Annotated in this window: 24 protein-coding genes; 11 read left to right on the forward strand and 13 right to left on the reverse strand. The window is 52.0% G+C overall.

Annotated elements, in window-relative coordinates:
* The first annotated feature begins 128 nt into the window (after window positions 1-128).
* The 3 genes from J1778_RS21420 (at window position 129) to modA (ending at window position 2,733) form a co-directional block, all read left to right on the forward strand.
* On the forward strand, window positions 129-761 hold the full coding sequence (locus J1778_RS21420) for a LysE family translocator (protein WP_217174870.1): 633 nt from the start codon (window positions 129-131) through the stop codon (window positions 759-761).
* 95 nt (window positions 762-856) lie between these two features.
* The gene (locus J1778_RS21425; RefSeq protein ID WP_217174871.1) at window positions 857-1,945 is read left to right on the forward strand and encodes an ABC transporter substrate-binding protein; all 1,089 of its coding nucleotides are present in this window, start codon (window positions 857-859) and stop codon (window positions 1,943-1,945) included.
* A gap of 47 nt (window positions 1,946-1,992) precedes the next feature.
* Complete coding sequence (gene modA / locus J1778_RS21430; RefSeq protein WP_217174872.1) at window positions 1,993-2,733, forward strand: molybdate ABC transporter substrate-binding protein; 741 nt, start codon at window positions 1,993-1,995, stop codon at window positions 2,731-2,733.
* A gap of 20 nt (window positions 2,734-2,753) precedes the next feature.
* Here modA and J1778_RS21435 read toward each other — a convergent pair whose 3' ends face one another.
* The gene (locus J1778_RS21435) at window positions 2,754-3,611 is read right to left on the reverse strand and encodes a PA4780 family RIO1-like protein kinase (protein WP_112287042.1); all 858 of its coding nucleotides are present in this window, start codon (window positions 3,609-3,611) and stop codon (window positions 2,754-2,756) included.
* 454 nt (window positions 3,612-4,065) lie between these two features.
* On the opposite strand from J1778_RS21435, the gene J1778_RS21440 reads away from it, so the two are divergent.
* Window positions 4,066-5,181: an SDR family oxidoreductase gene (locus J1778_RS21440; protein ID WP_217174873.1), complete on the forward strand. Its 1,116-nt coding sequence runs from the start codon at window positions 4,066-4,068 to the stop codon at window positions 5,179-5,181.
* A 233-nt stretch (window positions 5,182-5,414) separates the two neighbouring features.
* On the opposite strand, the gene J1778_RS21445 is transcribed toward J1778_RS21440, so the two are convergent.
* The 3 genes from J1778_RS21445 to J1778_RS21455 form a co-directional block, all read right to left on the reverse strand.
* The gene (locus J1778_RS21445) at window positions 5,415-6,038 is read right to left on the reverse strand and encodes a glutathione S-transferase family protein (protein ID WP_217174874.1); all 624 of its coding nucleotides are present in this window, start codon (window positions 6,036-6,038) and stop codon (window positions 5,415-5,417) included.
* A gap of 34 nt (window positions 6,039-6,072) precedes the next feature.
* Window positions 6,073-6,606: a GNAT family N-acetyltransferase gene (locus tag J1778_RS21450; RefSeq protein ID WP_217174875.1), complete on the reverse strand. Its 534-nt coding sequence runs from the start codon at window positions 6,604-6,606 to the stop codon at window positions 6,073-6,075.
* An 85-nt stretch (window positions 6,607-6,691) separates the two neighbouring features.
* Entirely contained in the window at window positions 6,692-7,570 is an 879-nt protein-coding gene (locus J1778_RS21455) for an AraC family transcriptional regulator (RefSeq protein WP_217174876.1), read from the reverse strand.
* A gap of 188 nt (window positions 7,571-7,758) precedes the next feature.
* On the opposite strand from J1778_RS21455, the gene J1778_RS21460 reads away from it, so the two are divergent.
* Window positions 7,759-8,664: a DMT family transporter gene (locus J1778_RS21460; RefSeq protein WP_217174877.1), complete on the forward strand. Its 906-nt coding sequence runs from the start codon at window positions 7,759-7,761 to the stop codon at window positions 8,662-8,664.
* 116 nt (window positions 8,665-8,780) lie between these two features.
* Window positions 8,781-9,161 (forward strand): tautomerase family protein, encoded by a 381-nt coding sequence (locus tag J1778_RS21465; protein WP_217174878.1) that lies wholly within the window; start codon window positions 8,781-8,783, stop codon window positions 9,159-9,161.
* 21 nt (window positions 9,162-9,182) lie between these two features.
* Here the strand turns inward: J1778_RS21465 and J1778_RS21470 are convergent, their stop codons facing one another.
* The 3 genes from J1778_RS21470 to J1778_RS21480 form a co-directional block, all read right to left on the reverse strand.
* A complete protein-coding gene (locus J1778_RS21470; RefSeq protein WP_217174879.1) occupies window positions 9,183-9,527 on the reverse strand; it encodes a type II toxin-antitoxin system PemK/MazF family toxin in 345 nt (114 codons plus the stop codon).
* On the reverse strand, window positions 9,527-9,781 hold the full coding sequence (locus J1778_RS21475; RefSeq protein WP_232829799.1) for an AbrB/MazE/SpoVT family DNA-binding domain-containing protein: 255 nt from the start codon (window positions 9,779-9,781) through the stop codon (window positions 9,527-9,529). Before J1778_RS21475 ends, J1778_RS21470 begins: the two co-directional genes overlap by 1 nt.
* Before the next feature lie 116 nt (window positions 9,782-9,897).
* Window positions 9,898-10,638: an SDR family oxidoreductase gene (locus J1778_RS21480; protein ID WP_217174880.1), complete on the reverse strand. Its 741-nt coding sequence runs from the start codon at window positions 10,636-10,638 to the stop codon at window positions 9,898-9,900.
* A gap of 120 nt (window positions 10,639-10,758) precedes the next feature.
* Here J1778_RS21480 and J1778_RS21485 point away from each other — a divergent pair, with 120 nt between their 5' ends.
* Window positions 10,759-11,661 (forward strand): LysR family transcriptional regulator, encoded by a 903-nt coding sequence (locus J1778_RS21485; protein ID WP_217174881.1) that lies wholly within the window; start codon window positions 10,759-10,761, stop codon window positions 11,659-11,661.
* 54 nt (window positions 11,662-11,715) lie between these two features.
* On the forward strand, window positions 11,716-12,207 hold the full coding sequence (locus J1778_RS21490; protein ID WP_217174882.1) for a hypothetical protein: 492 nt from the start codon (window positions 11,716-11,718) through the stop codon (window positions 12,205-12,207).
* Window positions 12,208-12,261: 54 nt separating this feature from the next.
* Here J1778_RS21490 and J1778_RS21495 read toward each other — a convergent pair whose 3' ends face one another.
* The 5 genes from J1778_RS21495 to J1778_RS21515 form a co-directional block, all read right to left on the reverse strand.
* Window positions 12,262-12,801, reverse strand: a complete 540-nt coding sequence (locus tag J1778_RS21495) for a hypothetical protein (RefSeq protein ID WP_217174883.1) — start codon at window positions 12,799-12,801, stop codon at window positions 12,262-12,264.
* 17 nt (window positions 12,802-12,818) lie between these two features.
* Complete coding sequence (locus J1778_RS21500) at window positions 12,819-13,148, reverse strand: hypothetical protein (protein WP_217174884.1); 330 nt, start codon at window positions 13,146-13,148, stop codon at window positions 12,819-12,821.
* A 199-nt stretch (window positions 13,149-13,347) separates the two neighbouring features.
* The gene (locus J1778_RS21505; protein WP_217174885.1) at window positions 13,348-14,922 is read right to left on the reverse strand and encodes a hypothetical protein; all 1,575 of its coding nucleotides are present in this window, start codon (window positions 14,920-14,922) and stop codon (window positions 13,348-13,350) included.
* A 127-nt stretch (window positions 14,923-15,049) separates the two neighbouring features.
* Window positions 15,050-16,207, reverse strand: a complete 1,158-nt coding sequence (gene hpxO, locus J1778_RS21510) for an FAD-dependent urate hydroxylase HpxO (protein ID WP_217174886.1) — start codon at window positions 16,205-16,207, stop codon at window positions 15,050-15,052.
* Window positions 16,208-16,506: 299 nt separating this feature from the next.
* Window positions 16,507-18,414 (reverse strand): metallophosphoesterase family protein, encoded by a 1,908-nt coding sequence (locus J1778_RS21515; RefSeq protein WP_217174887.1) that lies wholly within the window; start codon window positions 18,412-18,414, stop codon window positions 16,507-16,509.
* 319 nt (window positions 18,415-18,733) lie between these two features.
* Between J1778_RS21515 and J1778_RS21520 the strand changes: the two genes are divergently transcribed.
* Window positions 18,734-19,588: a LysR family transcriptional regulator gene (locus tag J1778_RS21520; protein WP_217174888.1), complete on the forward strand. Its 855-nt coding sequence runs from the start codon at window positions 18,734-18,736 to the stop codon at window positions 19,586-19,588.
* Window positions 19,589-19,700: 112 nt separating this feature from the next.
* Window positions 19,701-21,113 carry an amidohydrolase family protein gene (locus tag J1778_RS21525; protein WP_338019653.1) on the forward strand — a complete coding sequence of 471 codons (1,413 nt, stop codon included), beginning with the start codon at window positions 19,701-19,703 and terminating at the stop codon, window positions 21,111-21,113.
* 99 nt (window positions 21,114-21,212) lie between these two features.
* Here J1778_RS21525 and J1778_RS21530 read toward each other — a convergent pair whose 3' ends face one another.
* Window positions 21,213-21,755: a single-stranded DNA-binding protein gene (locus tag J1778_RS21530; protein ID WP_015698972.1), complete on the reverse strand. Its 543-nt coding sequence runs from the start codon at window positions 21,753-21,755 to the stop codon at window positions 21,213-21,215.
* A gap of 326 nt (window positions 21,756-22,081) precedes the next feature.
* Between J1778_RS21530 and uvrA the strand changes: the two genes are divergently transcribed.
* A complete protein-coding gene (gene uvrA / locus J1778_RS21535) occupies window positions 22,082-24,937 on the forward strand; it encodes an excinuclease ABC subunit UvrA (RefSeq protein WP_217174890.1) in 2,856 nt (951 codons plus the stop codon).
* Window positions 24,938-24,998 lie beyond the last annotated feature (61 nt).

The raw sequence follows: 24,998 nt of genomic DNA on the forward strand, positions 1-24,998 counted from the left end.
AGAAAAGTCATTTCCATAGAATGCACCGGAATCGATGAATAAAAAATGACAACCTGACGCTTGCTTAAACAGCGCAAAACACTCTATATCTGTGTGCTTCACTTTTCTGCTTTCCGCCGGAGATTGCCATGCCTGATGCCGCCCACTGGATCCCGTTTTTGCTGATTTGCCTTGGCCTGGTGTTAACGCCCGGTCCAAACATGATCTACCTGATTTCGCGTTCATTGTGTCAGGGGCCAAGAGCCGGTCTTATCTCGCTCGGTGGCGTGGTGCTGGGCTTTCTGTTTTATATGCTTTTTGCCGCGCTCGGTATTACCGCGCTGGTGATGGCGGTGCCGTTCGCTTATGACGCATTGCGCATCGGTGGCGCAGCATATCTGCTGTATATGGCGTGGCAGGCGGTGAAACCCGGTGGCCGCTCGCCGTTTCAGGTCAAAGATTTACCGCGCGACAGCAATAAAAAGCTGTTCACTATGGGTCTGGTGACCAACCTTCTGAACCCGAAAGCCGCCGTGTTATATCTGACACTGTTGCCGCAATTCATTGTGCCGGAACAGGGCCATGTGCTGATGCAGTCGCTGATTCTTGGCAGCTCGCAGATTCTGATCAGTGCGACGGTAAACGCGCTGATCGCCCTTTCTGCGGGTTATATCGCCGTTTTCCTCGCAGGACGCCCGTTGTGGATGGTGCTTCAGCGCTGGTTTATGGGTGCGGTACTGGGCGGGCTGGCGGTGCGTATGCTGCTCGACGGTCGTAAATAAACGGTCAGTTGTCACCGGTCAGTTGTCACCGGTCATATTCAGTTTCCCCTTAACGCTATATAATCCTCTGTACAACGAAACCAGAGGATTTATTCGTGCGCGCATTATCATCCCGCTTTTTACCTTCGCTCGCTTTGCTCGGGCTGGCTCTGAGCTTTGCTTCCCCTTCCGCTCTGGCCTCACGCCAGATAACTGACCAGTTAGGCCGTCAGGTCACGATCCCGGATAACGTGGATCGCGTGGTCGTCCTGCAACATCAGACCCTGAATCTGCTGGTTCAGCTCGATGCCACCAAAGACATTGTGGGCGTGCTGAATAACTGGCAGAAACAGCTGGGCAGCGGTTATGCACGCCTCGCGCCAGCATTATTAAAAACGCCGGAAGTGGGCGACCTGACCAGCGTGAATCTGGAAAGCGTGGTCGCGCTGCATCCGCAGGTGGTTTTCATCACCAACTATGCGCCGCAGGAAATGATCGACCAGATCAGCCAGACCGGCATCGCGGTGGTGGCAATTTCACTGCGTGACGATCCGAAAGGCGAAGAACATAAAATGAATCCGGTGCTGCCTGATGAAGATAAGGCGTACACCGAAGGGCTGAAGAAAGGCATCGCGCTGATTGGCGAGGTGGTTAATCACCAGAAACAGGCTCAGGCATTGATCGACTATACTTTTTCACAGCGCAAGCTGACCGCCGATCGTCTGAAAAGTATTCCGCCTGAAAAACGGATCCGCACGTACATGGCAAATCCAGACCTGACCACTTACGGTTCCGGTAAATATACCGGCCTGATGATGTCACATGCCGGCGCGATGAACGTGGCTGCCGCGACCGTGAAAGGCTTTAAACAGGTGGCGATGGAACAGGTGTTAGCCTGGGATCCGCAGGTGATCTTCGTGCAGGACAGATATCCGGAAGTGGTCGGGCAGATCAACAGTGATCCGCAATGGCAAAGTATTGATGCCGTTAAAAATCATCGGGTTTATCTGATGCCTGAATATGCCAAAGCCTGGGGCTACCCGATGCCCGAAGCACTGGCGCTTGGTGAACTGTGGATGGCGAAAAAACTGTATCCGCAAAAATTCGCAGACATTGATATGCAAAAACAGGCAGACGCTTATTACCAGCGCTTCTACCGGACGGATTTTAAACCCGCGGCAGACGCGGCGCGCGCGGGGAAATAACCTCGTCCCCGGCGTTTATTGTTGAGGCAATGTGACAAGGAGACCTGATGACAAATTCAATCAAAGTGCTGGCCGCAGGTAGCCTGCGCCGGGCATGGCAGCCGTTGTGTGAAGCATTTACGGAAAAAACAGGCACCAAAGTCAATGCGGAATTCGGCCCTGCCGGGCTTTTACGTGAGCGCATCGAACAGGGTGAGAAAGTCGATCTGTTTGCTTCTGCCAACACTTCTCACCCGCTGGCACTACAGCAGCATGGTAAAGCGCTGTCAGTGGACAACTTTTGCGGCAACAGCCTGTGTGTGACGGCGCGTAAAGTGCCGGAACTGGAGACGCTCAACTGGCTGAAAGTGTTGCTCGACTCGCGTTTCCGGCTGGCGACATCCACGCCAAAAAGTGATCCTTCCGGCGACTATACCTGGCAAATGTTTGAAAATATTGAGCGTCGCCATCCGGGCGCCGGTGAAACATTGCGCAATAAGGCCTTACGGCTGGTGGGCGGTGAAAATTCAGCAAAAGTGCCGGAAAGCAAACTGGCAGCGGAATGGCTGATTTGCAGCGGGCAAGCCGATGTGTTTATCGGCTATACCAGTTATGCCACGCTGTTGCGGGAAAATGACGAGCTGGAAGTGTTCAACGTTCCGGCCGATTATAATGTCCGCGCTATCTACGCGCTGGCCACCTGCACCGAAAAAGGTAAACCGCTGGCGGAATTTATTCTTTCAGAAACCGGCCAGCATATTTTGCAGAACGCCGGTTTTTGCGGAAAGCATTCTGTGATGCCGGAGTAGAAAAAAGAAAAAAATAGACCTCAGTGATCGAGGTCCCTTTCCTTCATTGCCCGCTGACGATCATAGTATTCATCTTCGGCGGCTATGATTTCATCCAGCAGGGAATCCACATCCGCTTTATGCGTATCTTCGGCAAACAGGCCGGTCAGCGGCGATTCCGGCGTCAGTTTGCCGTCTTCGTACAATGCCCAGATCTCTTTGGCATAGCGCGTTTCCAGCAACTTCGGCGCGAACTGACCGTAATACTCGGTCATGTTATTCACATCGCGCTCAAACATCGATTCGGCATGGTTATTGGCTGCGGCATCCACGGCCTGTGGCAGGTCGATAATCACCGGCCCGTCAGCATCCATCAGCACGTTAAACTCTGATAAATCGCCATGCACGATACCGGCACACAACATGCGCACGATATTACGGATCATGGTTTCAAAATCAGCCACCGCTTCTTCTTCACTCAGGATGACATCACTGAGGCGTGGCGCGACCACACCGTCAGCGTCGGTGATAAGCTCCATCAGCAATACACCATCGAGACAAATGTAAGGCTGCGGAACACGCACACCGGCATTCGCCAGACGGAACAGCGCATCGACTTCCGCCGTCTGCCAGGATTCTTCCTGCTGTTTACGTCCGAACTTAGTGCCCTTTTGCATCGCACGCGCGTTGCGGCTGTTACGGACTTTACGGCCTTCCTGATACTGTACGGCCTGTTTGAAGCTGCGCTGCGTCGCTTCTTTATAAACCTTGGCGCAACGGATCTCTTCACCGCATAAAACGGTGTACACGTCGGCCTCTTTGCCACTTTTCAGTCGACGGACCACATCGTCAATCAGGCCGTCATCCACCAGAGGTTGGATTCTATTTGGGATTTTCATGCAGCCTTGTACCTTATTTCAGCGCATGAGGGAATGACCTGCGCAATATTCCCTTCATTACACACCAGACACCGCGTTCGCGTCATCCTTTCTTGATCCTTATCGCTTACTGCCTTCAGGAGTACAGTTTAACGTAGTGGCGATGGAGTGGATACTTTCTGCGCACAGGTTCTTGTCATTCTGCGCAAAAAAGAAGTGTGACATTGCTGGTGTTTTCCCGCTGATCATCATCAGATGGGTATTTGATTTAAATGATGATTTCACGACTGATAATCATTTCATTCTGTAAATAAGCTCTGCCAGTTATTATATTTTCATATCGCCGGAACTTTTTCCCTGACTTGAGCTTTTCGTGCTGTTTAGTCTTCGTTTATTAAGGGCAAGAAACGGTATACGCTCCGTTTAGAATGGAGGTGGTACTGTGCCGGTAATTTCCCGTTGCAGGTTGTCTATTATGAACACTCTATTAATTACCGGTGCCACTGGTTTTGTTGGCGGAGCCGTTGTTGAATATTTTCTGCGTCAGCAATTAACCACCCAAAATAAATTATTACTTTTAGTCAGGGCTGACGATAATGCGACGGGACTCACCAGAATTATCGATAACTTAAAGAAATTTGAACTCAGTGATGAACAACTTTCTGCGCTGAGCGAAGAGTCAATATTAACCGGTGACTTAGCTGACCCTGAAAGTTTTATTCAGGACTCGCGGTTAGATAATGTCACGCATGTCATTAACTGTGCCGCCATAGCTTCATTCGGTAATAACCCGGCCATGTGGCGTGTGAATGTTGAAGGCTCGCTGGTCTTTGCCAAACGCATGGCGCAGGTTAAAGGGCTGCAAAGATTTGTGCATGTCGGTACGGCGATGGCCTCAATGCCTGATAAAGACAGCGTATTTTATGAAGGTATGCCGGATAACGAGCAGAACGAAGACCTGGTGCAATATACCGCGTCCAAGCGCGCCATCGAAAATCTGGTGCGGGAAGAATGTCCGTCACTGCCGTTTGTCGTCGCTCGTCCGTCGATTATCGTCGGTCATACCCAGTTCGGTTGCCAGCCTTCGAGCAGCATTTTCTGGGTCTTTATGATGGCGATAAAACTGAAGAAATTTACCTGTACGCTCGACGATCAGGTGGATGTGATCCCGGTAGATTACTGCGCGATGGTGCTGGCAAAATTATGTCTGGCGACTGAACTCAGCCATAACTTTTATCATATTTCTTCCGGCGAAGAGATGTGTACCCCCTTCCATGAAATTGATACGTCTGTGGCGAAAGCGAATAATGCGCCGCGTATTATCAGTGAATATGAGCAAATCAGTTATCAGGACTTTACCGGCATCCGCAAGCAATTTAAAGATGTGCTCGGCCCGTGTAATGACAAAATCATTTTACGCGCCATTAAACTTTACGGCGGCTTTGCCCAGTTAAACGTTAAATTTGATAACTCACGCTTATTGAATATGGGTATTCCTAAACCTGCCGCTTTTAAAAGTTATATTGATAAATGTGTTTCCTCTACCCGCGGACAATCTATCAGCGAACTGATGCGGGTGGATTTTAAATAAAACCGGTGTCTGTTAAATATTAACCTCCCCTAAATCATTCTCGTTGCATCAAGGCGGCAACTGAATGAATCCCCGGTCACTTACATGAGTAAGTGACCGGGGTGAATGACCAAACTGCAGGGAGCAGATTGGAACGCTGCTTGCAGCGGCTCCTTCAGGAGCGAGGTCCACGGATGAGCCGAGTAACGCAGCCAACGCAGCCAACGCAGAAGCAGTGTGAAGGATGACGGGGATTATACGAGGCCGTTTCGGCCATACAGACGAAAACCTTCGCGCTGATTCAGTCTGTCGTAATACGCCGTCACTGCCGGTAACGCCGGGCGTGGCATCGGTGTCATCGACCAGCGGTTCACCGCCAGCCCGAGCGGAATATCTGCCAGCGTAAAATTATCCCCCAGCACGTAATCGCCGCTGCGCTGCAGTTGTTCTTCCAGCATCTGCATATGACGGTTCCACTCGCTGACACCGGCATCAATCAGCGCCGGATCCTGATGTTGCGGACTGTTACGCGCCAGCGCCGGAAATGCATATCGCCAGGCGTTATTCAGCTCGCCGGCCTGCCAGTCCATCCACTGTTCCGTCAGCGCACGACGCTTCGGGTCAGATGACAGCAAATCCTCACGCCCTTCCCGCGCCGCCAGATACCGGCAAATCACGTTGGATTCCCACAGCACGAACTCGCCGTCGAGCACCACCGGCACCATCGCATTCGGGTTCAGCGCTTTAAATTCCGCTGTCTGCGTGGACTGAAAACCTGAACCAAACTGCTCCTGCTCGTAATCCAGCCCCAGCTCGTGGCAGGTCCACAACACTTTACGCACATTGATTGACGGTGATTTACCCAGAATCTTCAGCATGATTTGCCCTGTTAAGTGGAATGCAAATGGCCGGTCACGACGGACGAACAAAAATCCGTGTGGCTGAGCCGTGATAAGTGGTATCGGTTTTCGTCACAAAACCACATTTTTCCGCCAGACGGATCGAAGCCTGATGCTCCGGCGCAATAATGCAGCATAGCTGACGATCCAGATTTGTTTCTGCCCAGCGGATCACCACCTGCGCAGCTTCCGAGGCATAACCTTTGCCGTGAAATGCCGGAGAAACCACCCAGCCCATTTCCGCCATACCGTTGAGCGAGGGCGTGATGTCGCGCTGATAATCTGCCAGACCGATTTCGCCGACAAACGCGCCCTCGGCGCCCTCCGTTTTTTCGAACACAATCCAGTAACCAAAACCGAGCATCTGCCAGTGGCCGGGATAACGCAGCAGGCGGCTCCAGCTGGCTTCGCGACCCGACGGTGTGCCGCCGATATATTTCACCACCGCCGGGTCGGCCCATTGCGCAGCAATATGTTCAAAATCATCAACATGATGGGCGCGTAAAATCAGACGTTCGGTTTCGATAACGGGTGCCTGGGTCAGCATGGTTTTCCCTGAATAAAATGAGTTTCCATTAAATTAGCACTGGAATCAGACAGACCGGAAGAGGGGTTTTAACGGGATATGAAAATCAGACGATAATGCGGCCGCGCAGCGCTGAAGGCGTCATGCCACGGACAGATTTAAAGCGGTTACTGAAATGACTGGTGGAACTGAATCCGCACTCGAGCGCGATAGCCGTGATGTCCATCTGACTGGTTTTCAGCAAATTTTCCGCGCGGATCAGCCGGGCGTTCATCACGTACTGATGTGGTGCCATGCCCATGCTTTGCTTAAACATGCGGGCAAAATGGAATTCGCTGAGTTCAGCCAGCGCGGCCAGTTCAGGCAGCAACAGAGGCTCCGCCAGATGGGTGTGAATATACTCTTTCACGCGATTGAGAATATGCGGTGCCAGCCCGCCGCGCACCGTCGGCATTGCCCATTGCAGATGGGTATAATTTTTGACCAGATGCGCCAGCAGAAGATTGGCGGCGCTGCTCAGCATCAGCTGATTACTGTTTTCCTGCCACTGACTGCTGAGCAAAAAGTGGCGATACAACAGTGTAATCTGTGGATCTTCTTCGAACGTGCGTTCTTCGAGATTGATTACCGCCGGGCTGCGATCCCAGGTTTGTTCCACCAGATGCCGCAGATGTTCGTCGGTGCAATACAGATGGACAAATGACAAATCGTCGCGCACGTCCCAGCTCGACATGCTGCCTTTCGGCATCAGACAAAAGCGATCCGGTCCGCCGCCGTTGCGCCACCCTGCACGGGTTTTGTGATAACACTCATAGCCGTCGGCAACATACAGGCTCAGCGTGTGATGATCGGCGCTTTCCTGATTCACGATGTCATTTTTGTTCGACCACGCTGCCAGCTGAATGCCGGAACCGAGCTCCACACAGTCATGCAGAACCGCTTTGTGCTGACGCAGCGTTTCGAAAGCCTGATAAACCTTAGTCATGGCATGTCCGTGCGGAGGAAAGAAGAGGTTCAGTTTACGGTTTTTCACCGCCGCAGAGCCACATTTTGCTGCCCGCCGCCGAAAAAAATGCGCAAGAATATGCAACTTAGCGCAAGTCGTTAAAAGCCTGTAATCGGCGGTTCCGGCAGACTTCTCTCAGCCATTACTTTTTTGAGTGAGAGAAACCCATGAACGCTTTGCTTTATATTCTGGTGATTATTATCTGGGGCACCACCTGGTTTGCCATCTACCTGCAACAGGGAGACGTGCCTGTAACGGTATCGATTTTCTACCGTTTCCTGCTGGCTGCGGTGATCATGCTGGCGGCATTGCTGGCTACACGCCGGTTGCGCCGCCTGGGGCTGAAAGATCACCTGTTTTGCATGGTTCAGGGTTGCTGCGTTTTTTGCTTCAATTTTTACTGCTTCTATCATGCGGCCGCTTACATCACCAGCGGGCTGGAATCGGTGATTTTCTCGATGGCCGTTCTGTTTAACGCTTTCAACGGCATGCTGTTTTTCCGCCAGAAACTGGCACCGGCAGTTATTCCGGCGTCAATTCTCGGGCTGGCGGGAATTATCACGCTGTTCTGGCATGATCTCAGCGCTGCACATATCGCGCCGGAACTGCTCAAAGGCATCGGCCTCAGCCTGCTCGGCACCTACGGATTCTCACTCGGCAATATGATCAGCTCACGCCATCAGCGCCACGGCCTGGATGTCCTTTCCACCAATACTTACGCGATGTTTTACGGCACCGCGGTGATGGGCGCACTGAGTCTGATACAGGGTGCTTCTTTCGCCATCGTCCTGACGCCGCAATATCTCGGCTCGCTGGTCTATCTTTCGGTGTTTGGCTCGGTGCTGGCCTTCGGCATTTACTTCACGCTGGTCGGGCGCATCGGTGCCAGTCAGGCAGCCTACAGCACCCTGCTGTTCCCGCTGGTCGCGCTGACAGTTTCCACGTTTTATGAAGGTTATCAGTGGCACGCTAATGCGGTTATCGGGCTGGTGCTGATCCTGATGGGCAATCTGGTGATGTTCTGCCGTCCGGCCTGGCTGGAGATGTTCAGGAGGAAGACCGTTGTAGCGTAAGGCAGGTTACCGGTGCGTACAAAAAATCGCTCGACACACCGGCTCTTCGTGTTGCATACCTGAAAGGCCGCATCCCCAAAGATGCGCGCCCTACAGAAAATAATGAGGAGAATAAAATGCCTTTTGTACGTATTGATATGGTCGAAGGAAAACCCGAAACCTACCGCAAAACCGTTGGCGATGTGGTCTACGACGCCATGCGCACCACGCTGAATGTGCCGGAAAACGACAAGTTTATTGTTATATCCGAACACTCTCCGGCAGAAATGATGATTTCACCGGACTATCTGGATATCCAGCGCAGCCCGAACTGTATCGTCATCCAGATAACCCTCAACTCCGGCCGCACGACCGAGATGAAAAAGGCGTTCTATCACGCCGTGGCGTACGGACTGCACGAAAAAGCCGGACTGCGCCTCGAAGACGTGTTCATCAGCCTGGTCGAAGTGCCGAAAGAAAACTGGTCCTTCGGCAACGGTGAAGCGCAATACGCGTGATCCCTGGCCTGAAGATTAACTTCAGGCCAGTAAGCTCTCACCGCCAATGAGCGGAATAATCCGGGCAAGCACATCGTTAAATACGCCATCCTCAGCAACAGCGATAAACTTAGCCTGCCGGTGACGCCAGTCCATCGTATGGATCAACGTGGTGGCAACTACGCAAGGTGCGCTCAGATTGTTGACCGGCACCTCGGTCGGTGCGCCGCGGATGCTGCTGCTCACCGGCATACACATCACCAGACCGGTAACCTGATTATAGGTTTCATGAGACAGGATCAGCGCCGGTCGATATTTGCCTATTTCCTTTCCTTTAGTTGGCTCAAAATCCAGCCAGCAAATATCCCCGCGCTTCGGTAAATACATTAGTAATCAAGCTCCTTGTCAGTCGGTTCTGCCAATTCATCAGCATGAGCATTATACGCGCTCAGCCCCGATAACAGGCTGGCCTCCGTGACCTTTTGCTTATCGGCTTTCCGAATCTGCAGCCCTTCTTCCGAAATCTCGATATCAACAACATCGCCTTCCTCAAATTGTGGAATTGACTTCAAATTTCCTGACAGCCTTAAGGCGATGCTGTTACCCCATTTCTGTAATGTGGCCCGAGTGCGCATGTTCATTTCTCCACCGTTGTATCTACAAAGAGTATACAACCAAAAGCCCGTCGCAGTATGACTGATACGGGCTTTTGCGAGCTGTATTCCGACTTTTTATCTTTCTGCGTTAATCGGGTGAGTTAAATAATCCCGCCATTCGCCTTCAGCGTCTGACCATTGATCCAGGCTCCGTCAGGGCCGGCAAGGAACGCGACGACGGAGGCGATGTCTTCCGGCTGACCGAGGCGCTCAAGCGGCGACGTTTTGGCGATGGTTTCCACCAGCTGATCCGACTTGCCGTTGAGGAATAAATCGGTGGCTGTCGGGCCGGGCGCAACGGTATTGACGGTTATCTGACGGCCGCGCATTTCTTTGGTCATCACGCGGCTCAGTGCTTCGACAGCCGCTTTTGTCGCGGCATACACGCCGTACGTCGGTTGATATAAACCGACCACGGTCGATGAGAAGTTGATGATTCGCCCGCCGTCATGCAGATGTTTCGCCGCTTCGCGCAGCGTGTTAAAAGTGCCTTTCAGGTTGATGTCGATAAGGCGATCGAACGCGGCATCCCCGGTGTCGGCAATGGCGGAAAGTGTCATGATCCCCGCGTTATTCACCAGTACATCCACACCACCCAATGCCTGTTTCGCGCTGGCAAACATCCGGCTGACCGCCGCAGCATCGCTGACATCTGCCTGCGCGCTGATGGCCTTTCCCCCCGCCTGTTCGATTTTACTGACTACCGCGTCAGCTTCTGCCGCACCGCGTGAATAGTTCACGATCACGGTAAACCCGTCCCGCGCCAGACGTTCTGCGATCGCCGCGCCAATACCACGGGATGCGCCGGTGACCAGCGCGACTTTCTGTTCAGATGAATTCATGAGGAGTTTCCTTGTTCAGTGATTCGGATTCGGTGTCGCTGAAGAAAGAGTAGCCGATTGACGCTGCCGGATAATTCCCTGATATTCGTTATCACTATCCGGAAAAAGCGAACAATCATCATGGATAAACTCGACAGCATGCAGCTGTTCACCCGCGTGGTGGAATTGCGCAGTTTTACGCAGGCCGCGCAGGCGCTGAATCTGAAACGCTCGACGGTGACCGACGCGATTAAGCAGCTGGAAACGCGGCTCAACATCCGGCTTTTACAACGCACTACCCGTCACGTCAGCCCGACGCTGGATGGCGAAGCTTATTATCAGCGCTGTCTGCGTATTCTGGCGGATGTGGAAGATGCCGAAATGGCCTTTGCCGGTGCGCAGCCGAAAGGGTTATTGCGGGTGGATGTCCACGGTTCGATGGCGCGCCATTTTTTGCTGCCCGGCCTGCCGGATTTTCTGGCGCAATATCCCGACATTGAGTTTTACATGAGCGAAGGCGACCGGCTGGTGGATCTGGTTCGTGAAGGGATAGATTGCGTAATCCGCGCCGGTGAACTGAAAGACAGCGATATGGTGGCGCGACCGCTCGGTACGCTGCCGGAAATTACCTGCGCCAGCCCGGACTATCTGCAACGTTCTGGCATACCGGAAACACCGGACGATCTCGCCGGTCACCGGATGATTGGTTTTCGTTCCAGTGCCACCGGCGGCCTGTTGCCCCTGGTGTTTCAGGTGCAGGGGAAAAGACGTGAAATCCAGCTGCCGACCAGTTTTTCGGTCAACGGTGCGGAGAGTATGAAGGAAGCGGCGCGGCGAGGAATGGGGATTATTCAGGTGCCACATTACGGGCTGCTGGAGGATTTGGCACAGGGAAATCTGGTACAAATCCTGGCAAATTTCCCGGCCGGTTCGTTACCGGTTTCCCTGCTTTACCCGCGTAACCGCCAGCTTTCACCGCGCGTGCGGGTGTTTATCGACTGGATGGTGAAAGAATTTGCGCGACGCGATCCGCATCTGACATGATAGTTTTTCTGCTCTGAAAGCATGACGTCACAACGTTAACGACTGGAGACGCCGATGACCACACCTGCTGTATTGCTGCATATCGGCAGCGAAGAAACGCGGGTTATCGTCCGCAATGATGATAACCAAGATAAGAATTTGCTGCTGACACTGGGCTCACAGCTGACATCCGTCGGGTATTTCCGCCATTCTCCGCCGACGCCGGATGAAATGGAAACCGCCATTATGGTGGTCGAAGACGAAGTGATCCGCATCCGGCATGACATTCCACCGGGCGCCAGACTGTTCAGCACAGACAACGATATCCGTGCGCTGGCCCGCATTGCCGGTGAGGCGGAAAACGAAATAATGACGCTGTCGCTCGACGCCGTGGAACGCACTTTCGACCGGCTGGCGCTGGTGATTAATGGCCGCCCTGCGCATTTCGAAGGGATCCCTGACGGCAATGATTTCGCCGCCACCTTGCTGATTTTGCGAGAATTTATGCATCATCTGCAATTTGATGAAATCGTGGTGAAAGGCAAGAAGTTTGAGATACCCAGATAAGCATTAAAGAGAAAAGAACAGCCCCGATGGGGCTGTTAATACGTCAGCACTGGTTCAGGATTTACTTTTTCCCTGCCCGTGGGTGTCGTAATAATTGAGAACAAATTCAAGATCGAAAGTTTTCGACTGGAACGTCTGTTTAAGTTTTTCCTGTAAAGATGCCGGTAAAGCTAAAAACCGACTTTCTGTTTTTACCACTGAGGGATTTGCGCCCGGCGAAAGGACAATCAAAGATTCGATCACTGTTTGAAAATCTTGCCCGCTATGTGCGCTTTCAGTAAAACTGCCCGCATAGGCAATCATACTCAGCATATATTCATATTCCTGTTGTTGAATACAGGATTTCAATGATTCATTTTTAAAGTAAATAAGCGCAGTAGATATTGTTTCCCGTTCAAAAGGCTTCAAATCTTCTGCGGTGATTTTCGGCTTTTGTTGCTCTTTTTTGTCACACAGCGTGGTTTGTCTGCCCAGGCTGTCCATCGCAGATAGCATTGCCTGCTTTAGTCTTAATTGTTCCGGCGAGAGTCCCTGAGTGGCAAATACGCTCAGAGGAAAAAAGAGTAAGAGTGCGGTTAATGGTGAGAGCTTCACATTCATTCCTTAAATGTTTAACGAAGACTGTCCTTCATACACATCCAAAAAGCACGTTCCTCACCTTGCAATCCAGTTGTTAATATTAGCATTTCGATATCTCTATATATCAAGTTCCTGACAAGGTCACCGGTTCCTTTCGCTGCCTTAGAAAACATAAAGAAATCTTGTTGTGTAACGTAAAAACTACTGGTTAATGAATTATTTTTAACGAAAATAGAATAAAAAACACTAGTTGCATTCAGTGCCTGAAGTAATGTTCCCAATTTTCTCTTTCGACGTATTTCTTCAATGGTATTGATACTCTGCTGGCCGAAAGTTACGGAACCTCCACCACATTCTATCATTTTAGACCTCAGCTATTATTGAAATATATCATTCATAATAAATACATTCACATGATCCATCAGATAACTTCATTTATAGGATATTGGGAAAAAAGATTTTTAACTGAACAAATATCACACTTCCAGAAATAAAAAGCCTCACTTAAATATTCAGAGAGGCTTATATTTTCCGATTATCTAATAACGTCACTGCAAGATATTACTTATTTTTTAATGCCGCAGGATCAGACTCCATCAATACCAGACTGCTGAGATCAGGCAGGGCCTGATGATTCAGATAATCCCGGAACGACATGCGCGGGGCATTATTTTCCCAGGCGGATTGCAGCTTGCCGAGCAGGTCAGTGGTTTTCGAGGTGGACTCCGGCGTGGTGATATCGGACTCCAGCGCGCCTTTCACATATTTCTGAATATGCGTTAAGTGGCTGGCCGACTGATCGACCGACGCGCTCACCAGCGCTCCCTTGTGATATTGCACAGACGTCGTGCTTTCTGACTTATCATCAATCTGATAGTAAAGGTAATTCTGCGAGTTGCGGTCGCTGGTCAGATTCAGCTGTAAACCCGGCGTCAGCGACTGATGGTAACGGGCGACCAGATGTGACTGTTGCTTCTGGGTGATGTTGCGATCCTGCGTACCCGTACCGGTGATCGTGCTGGCCTGTGAAACCTGATACGAGAACGTATCGGTTTCGTCCGGGCGCATCGGATTAGTGGTATCGACCGGCGTCTGCGAGATGGACGCCGTGAAATCCGCCAGCCCGGTCATCATGTTTTTATCGGTTTTGGTCAGCGAGAAATAGACCGGCTCAGAACCCCGGCTTTTGTACGTCGTCGCCGTATCGCCGTAATTGCTGTTCAGGGCGGTAAAGGCATCTTTGAACATGGCCATCAGCGATTCATCGGCATTGCCGCGATTGCCTGCGCTGTTGATTTGCTTCAGATAACTGTTGAGCGCCTGCTTCTGCTGGCTGTCGGTGCCCAGCAGTGCGCGCTTACTCATGTCTACGCTGATATCCACCGTTCCGGCGTTACCGGCAGATTTCACTGAGCGGGTAGTGGCATCAGCATGGAAATCCAGCGTCTGGGTGTGGGTAGTGCCCAGCGTGGCGTGTAGATCCACCGATGACAGCACCGAGGTATCAAATTTTGTCAGGCCGCTCAGATCCAGCTTCGGCGGCTGCGCCGTCAGGCCATCAATCGCTTTCTGAAAACCTTCTGCCAGACCGGCCAGCGCTTTGCGATCGGCATCGCTGAGCGTGCCTTTGCTGACATTCACTTGCACGCCGAGACCGTCATCATCGCTGCCCAGAGTGATATCCACCAGCGCGCCGCTGGCGGTTTTAATGCTCAGGCTTATCTGATTATCAGCTTTGGTATGAAGTTGAGTTTGGGCGGCGACGTTAGCCGCCGAACTGGCTGACTGAGCGGAAGTCTGCTTCATCACTGACTGGGAATAACTGCTGCTGTCGGTAGTAAAACGTTCAAGCAAAGCCGCACCGAGTCCGGTAAATCGCGCCGCATTGCCGGCGTTACTGAAGTTGGATGCGAGCTTTGAAGACATCAGGTCACTGGAAGATCGTTCCCAGACCAGTACTGGTTTAGTGATGTTGTAGACAGGCGACGTGGTGTCCGTCTGGCCGATCATCACTGCGCTGGATTGCGCCGTCGAAGCCTGCTGCTGACTGGCTGCAGTACTGACGGCCGTCAGTGATTTTGTTGACGTAACCAGCGTATTAAGCGTCTGATTACCTGTCGCAGAGATAACTGTCATCCTGATGAGTCCCTATGTTTTTGCGTCATAGCGCCAGTGGATACCTTGATCCTTCTGATGCTATTTTCGGCAAAAACACAGGAAACTTTAAGGAGGTGTAAAAAGTTATTTCCTGCTTGTCACTGCGCTATTCCAGCGGGCCGCCCAGAATGGTTTCGCACATTCCGGAAAGAATGCGTTCACCGGTTTCGGTTTTCAGATCCTCATACCATTGTTCGGTCACAGCCATCTCTTTACCGTGGGTAACATCACAGCGTTTACGCGCTTTCAGTACCAGATCTTTGACGCGATACGCGCGTTTTTCCTGATAACGCAACAGTGCATCTTCAATGCCTAACGAATTGGTTTGTAGCATATTTGCCAGCACCACCGCGTCTTCCATCGCCGCACAGCCGCCCTGTCCGATATCCGGCGTGGTGCTGTGGCCGGAATCGCCGAGCAGCGCAATACGGCCCTTGACCAGCTGCATGAAAGGGTCGATGTCGTGGATTTCAACGCGGTTAGTGGTTTCAGGATTGATCTGGCTGATCAGCTTTTGCACGGGTTCCGCCCAGCCCGCAAAGTAACCCTGCAAATCCTCGCGCACGGTAGTGCGATCCTGCAGTAAACCTTTCGGCAGCGGCACATCAAAGAAGAAGTAGAAACGGTTGCCGCTCACCGGCATCAGCGAAACGCGTTTGCCTTCGCCGACAAACGTCGTCCACTGATCGGCAGGCGCGATGCTTTCGTCAATTTCCACCAGACCGTTCCAGTTGACGTAACCGGCGTAGCGGCGCTCTGTCGCATAGCCCAGAACATGCTGGCGGATAACGGAATGGGTGCCGTCAGCGGCAATCAGTAAATCGCCGGTCGCGGATGTGCCGTCGTCAAACCAGGCGGTGACGCTGCCGGCAGATTCCTCAACGTGCGTGACGCGTTTGCCAAACTGCACCTGATCACGGCCATAAGTATCAAGCAGCATCGACTGAAGTTCCGCGCGTGCTACCGGATATGGCTGTTCGCCGACACTTTTGATCAGCGGATCCATACTGAAACGCGTCATGGTCTGACCCTGCTGGTATTCTTTGTAGGCCATAAAACGCATGTTGCCGCCGAGTTCACGCAGCGCGTCTTTCATGCCGAGATAATTAAGGCACTTCACGCCGTTAGGCCAGATGGAGATCGCCGCGCCGACAGGTTTAATCTCTTTCACCGCCTCGTATACCGCCGTTTCGATGCCAAAACGCTTCAGCGCAATCGCCGCACACGCACCGCCAATACCGCCACCAATCACGATCGCTTTCATATTTTTCTCCCCTGAGTCTCCTTAGGGAAAAGCAATTTCTGTACCAGAAAGACGATTTGCCGCCAAAGCCTTGTATACAATATTAAGTGAAATCAGGAACTGGCGAAGCGAAAGCGAAATGCGCTAAAACGAGGCGCCGTTTTGGAGCAAGTGTATGAAGTCGGGCCAGTCTGGTGCATGAAGTTAAAAGGCACAAGAAGCGGCCAGATGTTGAAGCGCGGGTAGTAGAAGACAAACATACTCGAACCACTCCCCCGACAGAGGGAGTGGTTATATGAACTCACAAAATCGAAAGTAAATTAATTACACCAGCCCCAGTGCAGATTACGAGGCAAGGTTCCCCATGTTTCTATACAGGTATTTTCCTGTTTAGTGAGAGACTGGGTATATAAGGCTCTGCCGGTTCCGGTCACGCCTTTGACTTTCACATTGGTTGCTTCAGCAGGGATAATGATCTGTTTGGTATTCCCAAGATATAATTTATATTCTTGATTGAAATTGCTTTTCGTACTGCTGTTGGTATAAGTAACACGATAATACCCCGTATAACCGCCTTTATTCCGCAAACTTAAAACAAAGCTTTTAGCGACAGGCTGGATCTCCCTGACGTTGAATTTCAAAGGCACCTGATCACCTAATGACATTTCATCAATTTTATCATTACGCACCAGATACGTTTTTGCGGTTTGATTATTATAATCAAGTTCAAGAATTAACATGTCGCCAAAAAAAGCTGCGCCACTGTTGGTTGATGTGAGCATATGTGAATGACCATCAAAATCCATAGTGGCATCATATTCTTCTTCCAGTTCCCATGCTGACGGTGCGTCATTATTATAACTGTCCCCGCCATGCTCAAGAACTATTGCCGCTTTACCTTTTAGTCTGGCATCGCGTAGTTGATCGCGGAACCACCCCTCGCCACTCCTGACTTTGATATCATAATAACGGGCAGTGTCAGAGTTAAATCCGGAAATATCTTTGGTATAACCCAGCGCATTGTTAAGTTGTATGAAACGGATACCTGCAATATCAAAGCTGTAGCTAAAACTACCAATATAGTTTGTACTCAGAGTCGGGAATTTATAACCATTCATGACGTCATAATCGACAGAAACGACATCTTTTCTGCTGTTAATATGATCCACTAAATTACGGATGCTGCGAATTGCACAGCGGTTTTCCCATAATCCACAATCATTTATATTTCCGTCGTAATCATGATTTCCCAGACCGTACCAGTAAGGTGCGTTAAGTTTACCAAAGGCATCTTTAGCATCCGACCATTCACCACCATGTCCCCAGTGGGTGATATCGCCGTTAATAATTGTACCGCGAAAAGCATCGCCATATTTACCTTTCAGTTTATTAATAGCATCTATTTTTTTGAAGTTAGCTTTGCTTGGCACCATATCATAAGGAGGGGTGGCTTCTGTCGCTCCAAAATGCCAGTCAGAGGTAATAGCATAATATTCAACAGGATGAATAACCCGCCACCAGGCATTATCTTTTTTATTTTCAGGGTAATACCAGCTTTTCGATTTTGCATTACCATTAAATTTCGCTTCAAAGAATTCTTTTTTACCATTGACATCACGGGCATGTATTTCACCCACGGTAGTGTCAGCTCCCCAGGATTTAGGGGCAGCAATTGAACCGTAAGTCGAGGCTGTTTCCAGCGCCTCATCGAAAACATCTTGCCTCAGTTTTTCTTTCATATTACTCAGTGCTTCAAATGTTTCTGCAACACTGTCTGTCGAGACTTCGTAAGGACGGATATGTTCTTTACCCGTTTTATCGATGTAATTCATCTCCCCTTTTGCAATAATAGGGGTGATATTATTATCACTATGGTCCGTTGTCTTGGTATCCAGGATATATTTATCATTACTACCGGATACGCCGCCTGATTGCAGATTATCCACATTTTTAAGTGTGCCCGAGGAACTATAACGGGATATGTCGGTAGAAATTCTCATCCGGCCATAGTCGTTCGTGTCATCAGGTATTGGCAACTTATCCCGATGGGGATCAGCGTTTTTATCAGGACGCGGCGCGGGATTAGGCGATATAGAGCCGCTTGTTACATACGCTCCGGCGGCACTGCCAGGGGAAATGTCCGTACCCGCTGCTGCATAAAGAGGCAAGCATACTGCAATAACAGCTGCTAACTTATTATATTTATTTTTATTCCCAGATATAAACATATTGTTCACTTTTTAGAAAAAAACATTTCAATGAGTAAGAGATTGTACCGCAATGTAATAATCTAAAGTTATTCTTTCTACTAACAATACAATTAAGTTGACTTACTATATTAATAGCTACCAGAGGTTAATTTCACTTTCCATTCTAATATCAATTTCCATCAGCAGGTCTCAGGGAAATTAGTTTTAATCTTTATAATTAATAACTCTCTTCTGATATACCTTCTTAGCCTCATAGTCTGTCTGGTGTACAAAGCCGAAGATTGGTACTCTGATAAATATTGATATTTTGAATACGTAAACCATAAGTATTTATTAAATGAATCGCTATCCGATGTTCAGCCCGCAGCAGTTACTCAGTTTTGTCGCCGTCTGTGAGACCGGCAGTTTTACGCGAGCCGCCGACCGTGTGTATCTGTCGCAATCCACCGTCAGCCAGCAAATCCGCCGCCTGGAAGAATCGCTGGGAAAACCGCTGCTGGAACGTACCTCACATCAGGTGCAACTGACCGAAGAAGGCGAACGGCTGCTCGGTTATGCGCGACGGATTATTGCCCTCAACGGTGAAGCGCACGACGCGCTGAGTGACCAGTGGCCGGACGGCGTGGTGCGTCTTGGCGTGCCGGAAGATTTTGCCGCCGCAACCACATCGTTGCTGGCCCAGTTCAGCCGCGCCCATCCGCATATCCGCCTCGATGTCACCAGCGGCCTGAGCCACGAACTGCGCCGCGCCTGGCAACAGGAGATGCTGGATATCATTCTGGTGAAACAACTGACCGGCGAGAAAGCCAATGCCTCGCGCCCCGAGCCGATGCTTTGGCTCGACAGCGCCGCATTTCCGGCGTTTGAAAGAGATCCGATCCCGCTGGTGCTATTTCCACTCAACGGGTTATATCGCGAAGAACTGTGTCAGGCGCTGGATGCCCTCGGACGCAGCTGGCGCATCAGTTACAGCAGCGCCAGCCTCGCGGCGCTGGTCGCCGCCAGTGGCGCCGGACTGGGCGTCACCTTATTGCCGGCCAGCTGCCGCCTGCCGGAGCACCGGATTTTAGGTGCCGAAAGCGGCTTGCCGCCGGTGGATAACGTCGAACTGGCGTTGTTTTATCGCCCCGACGCGACGCCGGCACAAATCGCACTGGCCGGAAAATTAAAGGATTTTTGCAAGCTTTGTTAGCCATTAGGTTTCCCACTGACAGACAGTGGGAAAAATCGCAGCCGGAACCGGCGATATCTTTTAGGGTGAAAGGGAAACAGCATCCTCCCGCATCATGATTAAGGAATTCGACGTGCAAAATCCTCAGCAACAAAGCCGCAGAAACTTTCTCTCTCATAGCGCCAAAATCACCGCCACCGGCGCATTGCTCACCGCAGGGATGGCCTCCGGCATCGCATCGGCCGCGCCGTTTAAAACAGGCGCCATGGACGAAAAGTGTGATGATGCCAGCCAGATCAACGCGATCTCTGCACGGCATTACCAGCTGCGCAATGTGCGGCTGGAAGAGGGTTTTGAGCGCGAAGGCGATATCGTTGTTGCCACCAAAACCGGTTTGTACAATCTGGAAATCAACAACGGAAAAATCCTGGCGATCCAGCCAGCCAAAGATGCACCTGCCAGCACCTTGACTGCTTTTGATGCCAGAGGATTACTTCTGCTGCCCGCCACGCGCGATATGCATATTCACCTCGACAAGACCTTCTACGGCGGCAAATGGGAAGCGCCGCGCCCGCGTAAAGGCAAAACCATCATGGACATGATTGCCCGCGAACAGGTGCTGATCCCCCAACTGTTACCAACATCGGTGGAACACGCGGAAGCAATCATCGGTCTGCTGCATTCCAAAGGCACCACTGTGGCGCGCAGCCATTGCAATATCGACCCGGTCAGCGGCCTGAAAAGTCTTGAGCATCTGAAGATTGCGCTGGAAAAACATCAGCAGGATTTCAGCTGTGAAATCGTGGCGTTCCCGCAGCACGGTTTACTGCATTCGAAAGTCGATGGCCTGATGCGCGAAGCGATGCAAATGGGCGTGCAGTACGTCGGCGGGCTGGATCCGACCAACGTGGACGGCGCGATGGAAAAATCCCTCGACGCGATGTTCCAGATTGCGCTGGATACCAACAAAGGCGTGGATATTCATCTGCATGAAACCACGCCAGCGGGGATTGCGGCGGTGAAATACATGATTCAGACCGTGGAGAAAAACCCGCAACTGAAAGGCAAGGTGACGCTCAGCCACGGTTTCGCGCTGGCGATGATGCAGGGCGCGGAACTCGACGACGTGATCGCCGGACTTGCCGAACAGCAGTTCACTGTCGCCTCGACTATTCCACTCGGCAAACTGAACATGCCTTTGCTGCAGCTCAGCCAGAACGGCGTATTCGTCATGACCGGCACCGACAGCGTGATCGACCACTGGTCACCGTTCGGCACCGGCAGCATGCTGGAAAAAGCCAGCCTCTACGCTCAGCTCTACGGCAACTCCGACGAATTCGGCCTGACCCGCTCTCTCGCCATCGCCACCGGCAACGTCCTGCCGCTCGACGACAGTGGCAAACGCCAGTGGCCTGCGGTGAACGACAACGCCGAAATGATCCTGGTCGACGCCAGCTGCTCCGCCGAAGCGGTCGCGCGGGTGTCAGAGGTTAAGGCGACGTTCCATCAGGGCAGATTAGTGTTCGGTGCGGTGGGGAAAGTGTGAAGGAGTAGACAGCAGTAAACGCCGGACAACAAAAAGCCCCTTTCGGGGCTTTTTGCTTTTCTGACACGATGTCCGACATTGATGCCCGAAGGCAACCAATCAGAACGGGATATCGTCGTCGAAATCCATTGGTGGTTCATTGTTCTGTGCTGGCGCGTTGTTTTGCGCAGCCGGACGAGCCTGCTGGCCGCCGCTGAACTGGTTGCCGCCTTGTGGCTGCTGAGGTTGACCCCAACCGCCCTGCTGGCCGCCTGCGGATGGCTGACCGCCACCTGCTGGTGCGCCGCCGCTGGCACGACCGCCGAGCATCTGCATGGTGCCGCCCACGTTAACGACGACTTCGGTGGTGTATTTTTCAACGCCAGCCTGATCGGTCCATTTACGGGTTTGCAGTGCACCTTCGATATAAACCTGAGAACCTTTCTTCAGGTATTCGCCTGCGACTTCCGCTAATTTGCCGAACAACACCACACGGTGCCATTCAGTTTTTTCTTTCTGCTCGCCGGTGGCTTTATCACGCCAGCTTTCAGACGTTGCCAGAGTGATGTTGGCAACCGCGCCGCCGTTAGGCATGTAGCGGACTTCCGGGTCTTGTCCCAGATTACCGACGAGAATAACTTTGTTTACGCCTCTGCTGGCCATGTGGATTCTCCTGATGATGTATGTCGTGGCTGAAACCACAATCCGAGGTGTGGAAGGTCACACTTTGCAGCATTATAACCATAAAACGATACCTTCGTACCATGGATGTCTGAGGATGCGATTTTCTTTCCAGATTGTTCAGCAAACATTCCATCGTTACATCCAGTACTGGATATACATTCAGGTTTTGGGGTGGCACAGGCTGTGATTTGTGTCATAATTGCGCGTTACGTTCTTCTCTGTGCCCGATTCGATGGCTGGCGCGAAACAGGTTTTCACGGCGGTCACCGGCACGGTGAGCTATCAAGTTAATCCGGGAATGATGAATGGATAAGATCGAAGTTCGGGGCGCACGCACCCATAATCTCAAGAATATCAACCTGATTATCCCGCGCGACAAACTGATTGTTGTCACCGGCTTATCCGGTTCAGGCAAGTCCTCTCTGGCGTTCGATACGCTGTACGCCGAAGGCCAGCGCCGCTACGTCGAGTCGCTGTCTGCCTATGCACGCCAATTTTTATCCTTAATGGAAAAACCGGACGTCGACCATATTGAAGGTCTGTCTCCGGCGATTTCGATTGAGCAAAAATCAACGTCGCACAACCCGCGTTCGACCGTCGGGACGATCACCGAAATCCACGACTACCTGCGTCTGCTGTTTGCCCGTGTGGGCGAGCCGCGCTGTCCGGATCATAATATTCCGCTGTCAGCCCAGACCGTCAGTCAGATGGTGGATAACGTGCTCGCGCAGCCGGAAGGCCAGCGCCTGATGCTGCTGGCGACCATTGTTAAAGACCGCAAAGGCGAGCACACCAAGACCCTGGAAAACCTGGCATCGCAGGGCTATATCCGTGCGCGTATCGACGGTGAAGTGTGTGACCTGTCCGATCCGCCGAAATTAGAATTGCAGAAAAAGCACACCATTGAAGTGGTCGTTGACCGTTTTAAAGTGCGTGATGATCTGGCACAGCGTCTGGCGGAATCGTTTGAAACCGCGCTCGAGCTTTCCGGCGGTACCGCCGTGGTCGCCGATATGGATGACCCGAAAGCCGATGAAATGCTGTTCTCCGCTAACTTTGCCTGTCCGGTCTGCGGCTACAGTATGCGCGAGCTTGAACCACGCATGTTCTCGTTCAACAACCCGGCCGGTGCCTGTCCGACCTGCGACGGGCTGGGCGTGCAGCAGTTCTTCGACCCTGAACGCGTGGTGCAAAACCCGGAACTGTCACTGGCCGGTGGCGCAATCCGCGGCTGGGATCGCCGTAACTTCTATTATTTCCAGATGCTGCGCTCTCTTGGCGAGCATTATGATTTCGACGTGGAAGCGCCATTTAACGAACTGAGTAGCGACGTAAAACACGCGATCCTGCACGGTTCCGGCAAAACCACTATTGAATTCAAATACATTAACGATCGTGGTGATACGTCTATCCGTCGCCATCCGTTTGAAGGCGTGCTGCACAATATGGAACGCCGTTATAAAGAAACGGAATCCAGCGCGGTACGTGAAGAACTGTCGAAATACATCAGCAACCGTCCGTGTACGTCCTGCCGCGGCACACGCCTGCGTGAAGAAGCGCGTAACGTGTTTGTCGAGGAAACTACGCTGCCGGAAATCTCTGATTTCAGCATCGGCCATGCGATGGATTTCTTCCGCAATATGAAACTCAGCGGTCAGCGCGCCAAAATTGCTGAGAAAGTGCTGAAAGAGATTGGCGATCGCCTGAAATTCCTGGTGAACGTCGGCCTGAATTACCTCTCGCTGTCCCGTTCTGCGGAAACGCTGTCCGGCGGCGAAGCCCAGCGTATCCGTCTGGCAAGCCAGATTGGTGCCGGTCTGGTGGGCGTAATGTACGTGCTGGATGAGCCGTCTATCGGTCTGCATCAGCGCGACAACGAACGGCTGCTGGAAACCCTGATCCACCTGCGCGACCTCGGTAACACGGTGATTGTGGTCGAGCACGACGAAGATGCGATCCGCGCTGCCGATCATATTATTGATATCGGTCCGGGTGCCGGCGTTCACGGTGGCGAAGTGGTGGCAGAAGGCACCGCTGAAGACATTATGGCGACGGAAAATTCACTGACCGGCCAGTTCCTGAGCGGCAAACGTGAAATCTCTGTACCGGCACAGCGCGTACCTGCGGATGCTACCAAAGTGCTGAAGCTGTCTGGCGCTAAGGGTAACAACCTGAAAGATGTGACGCTGACGCTGCCGGTAGGCCTGTTTACCTGTATCACCGGCGTGTCCGGCTCGGGTAAATCGACGCTGATTAACGACACATTGTTCCCGCTGGCTCAGCGCGAGCTGAACGGTGCGACGATTGCCGAAGCGGCGCCGTATCGTGAAATTGAAGGTCTGGGACATTTCGATAAAGTCATCGACATCGATCAGAGCCCGATTGGTCGTACACCACGTTCTAACCCGGCGACATACACCGGTATTTTCACGCCGGTTCGCGAACTGTTTGCCGGTGTGCCGGAATCCCGTTCACGCGGTTATACGCCGGGGCGTTTCAGTTTTAACGTCAAAGGCGGACGCTGCGAAGCCTGTCAGGGTGACGGCGTGATCAAAGTCGAAATGCACTTCCTGCCGGACATTTATGTGCCGTGCGATCAGTGCAAAGGCAAACGCTATAACCGTGAAACGCTGGAAATTAAATACAAAGGCAAGAGCATCCACGAAGTGCTGGAGATGACGATTGAAGAAGCGCGTGAGTTCTTCGATGCCGTCCCTGCGCTTGCGCGTAAATTGCAGACGCTGATCGACGTCGGTCTGACGTACATCAGCCTCGGCCAGTCAGCAACCACGCTGTCCGGCGGTGAAGCACAGCGCGTGAAACTGGCGCGTGAGCTGTCCAAACGCGGCACCGGTCAGACGTTGTATATTCTCGACGAACCGACCACCGGCCTGCACTTTGCCGATATTCAGCAACTGCTGGAAGTGCTGCATCAGCTGCGCGATCAGGGCAACACCATCGTGGTGATTGAACACAATCTGGACGTGATTAAAACCGCGGACTGGATTGTCGATCTCGGCCCGGAAGGCGGTGCAGGTGGCGGTCAAATTCTGGTCGCCGGTACGCCGGAAACCGTCGCAGAATGCAAAGAATCGCATACTGCACGTTTCCTGAAACCGTTACTGGAACGTCACAGCCAGCAGGCGAAGAAAAGCGCTTAACGGTTTAGCGCCTCCCCGGCGCAGAGGTGATAGCGCCAATCAGCTCCTTCCCTCTTCGCAG

Source organism: Rahnella bonaserana (genome assembly GCF_019049675.1).
GTDB lineage: Bacteria > Pseudomonadota > Gammaproteobacteria > Enterobacterales > Enterobacteriaceae > Rahnella > Rahnella bonaserana.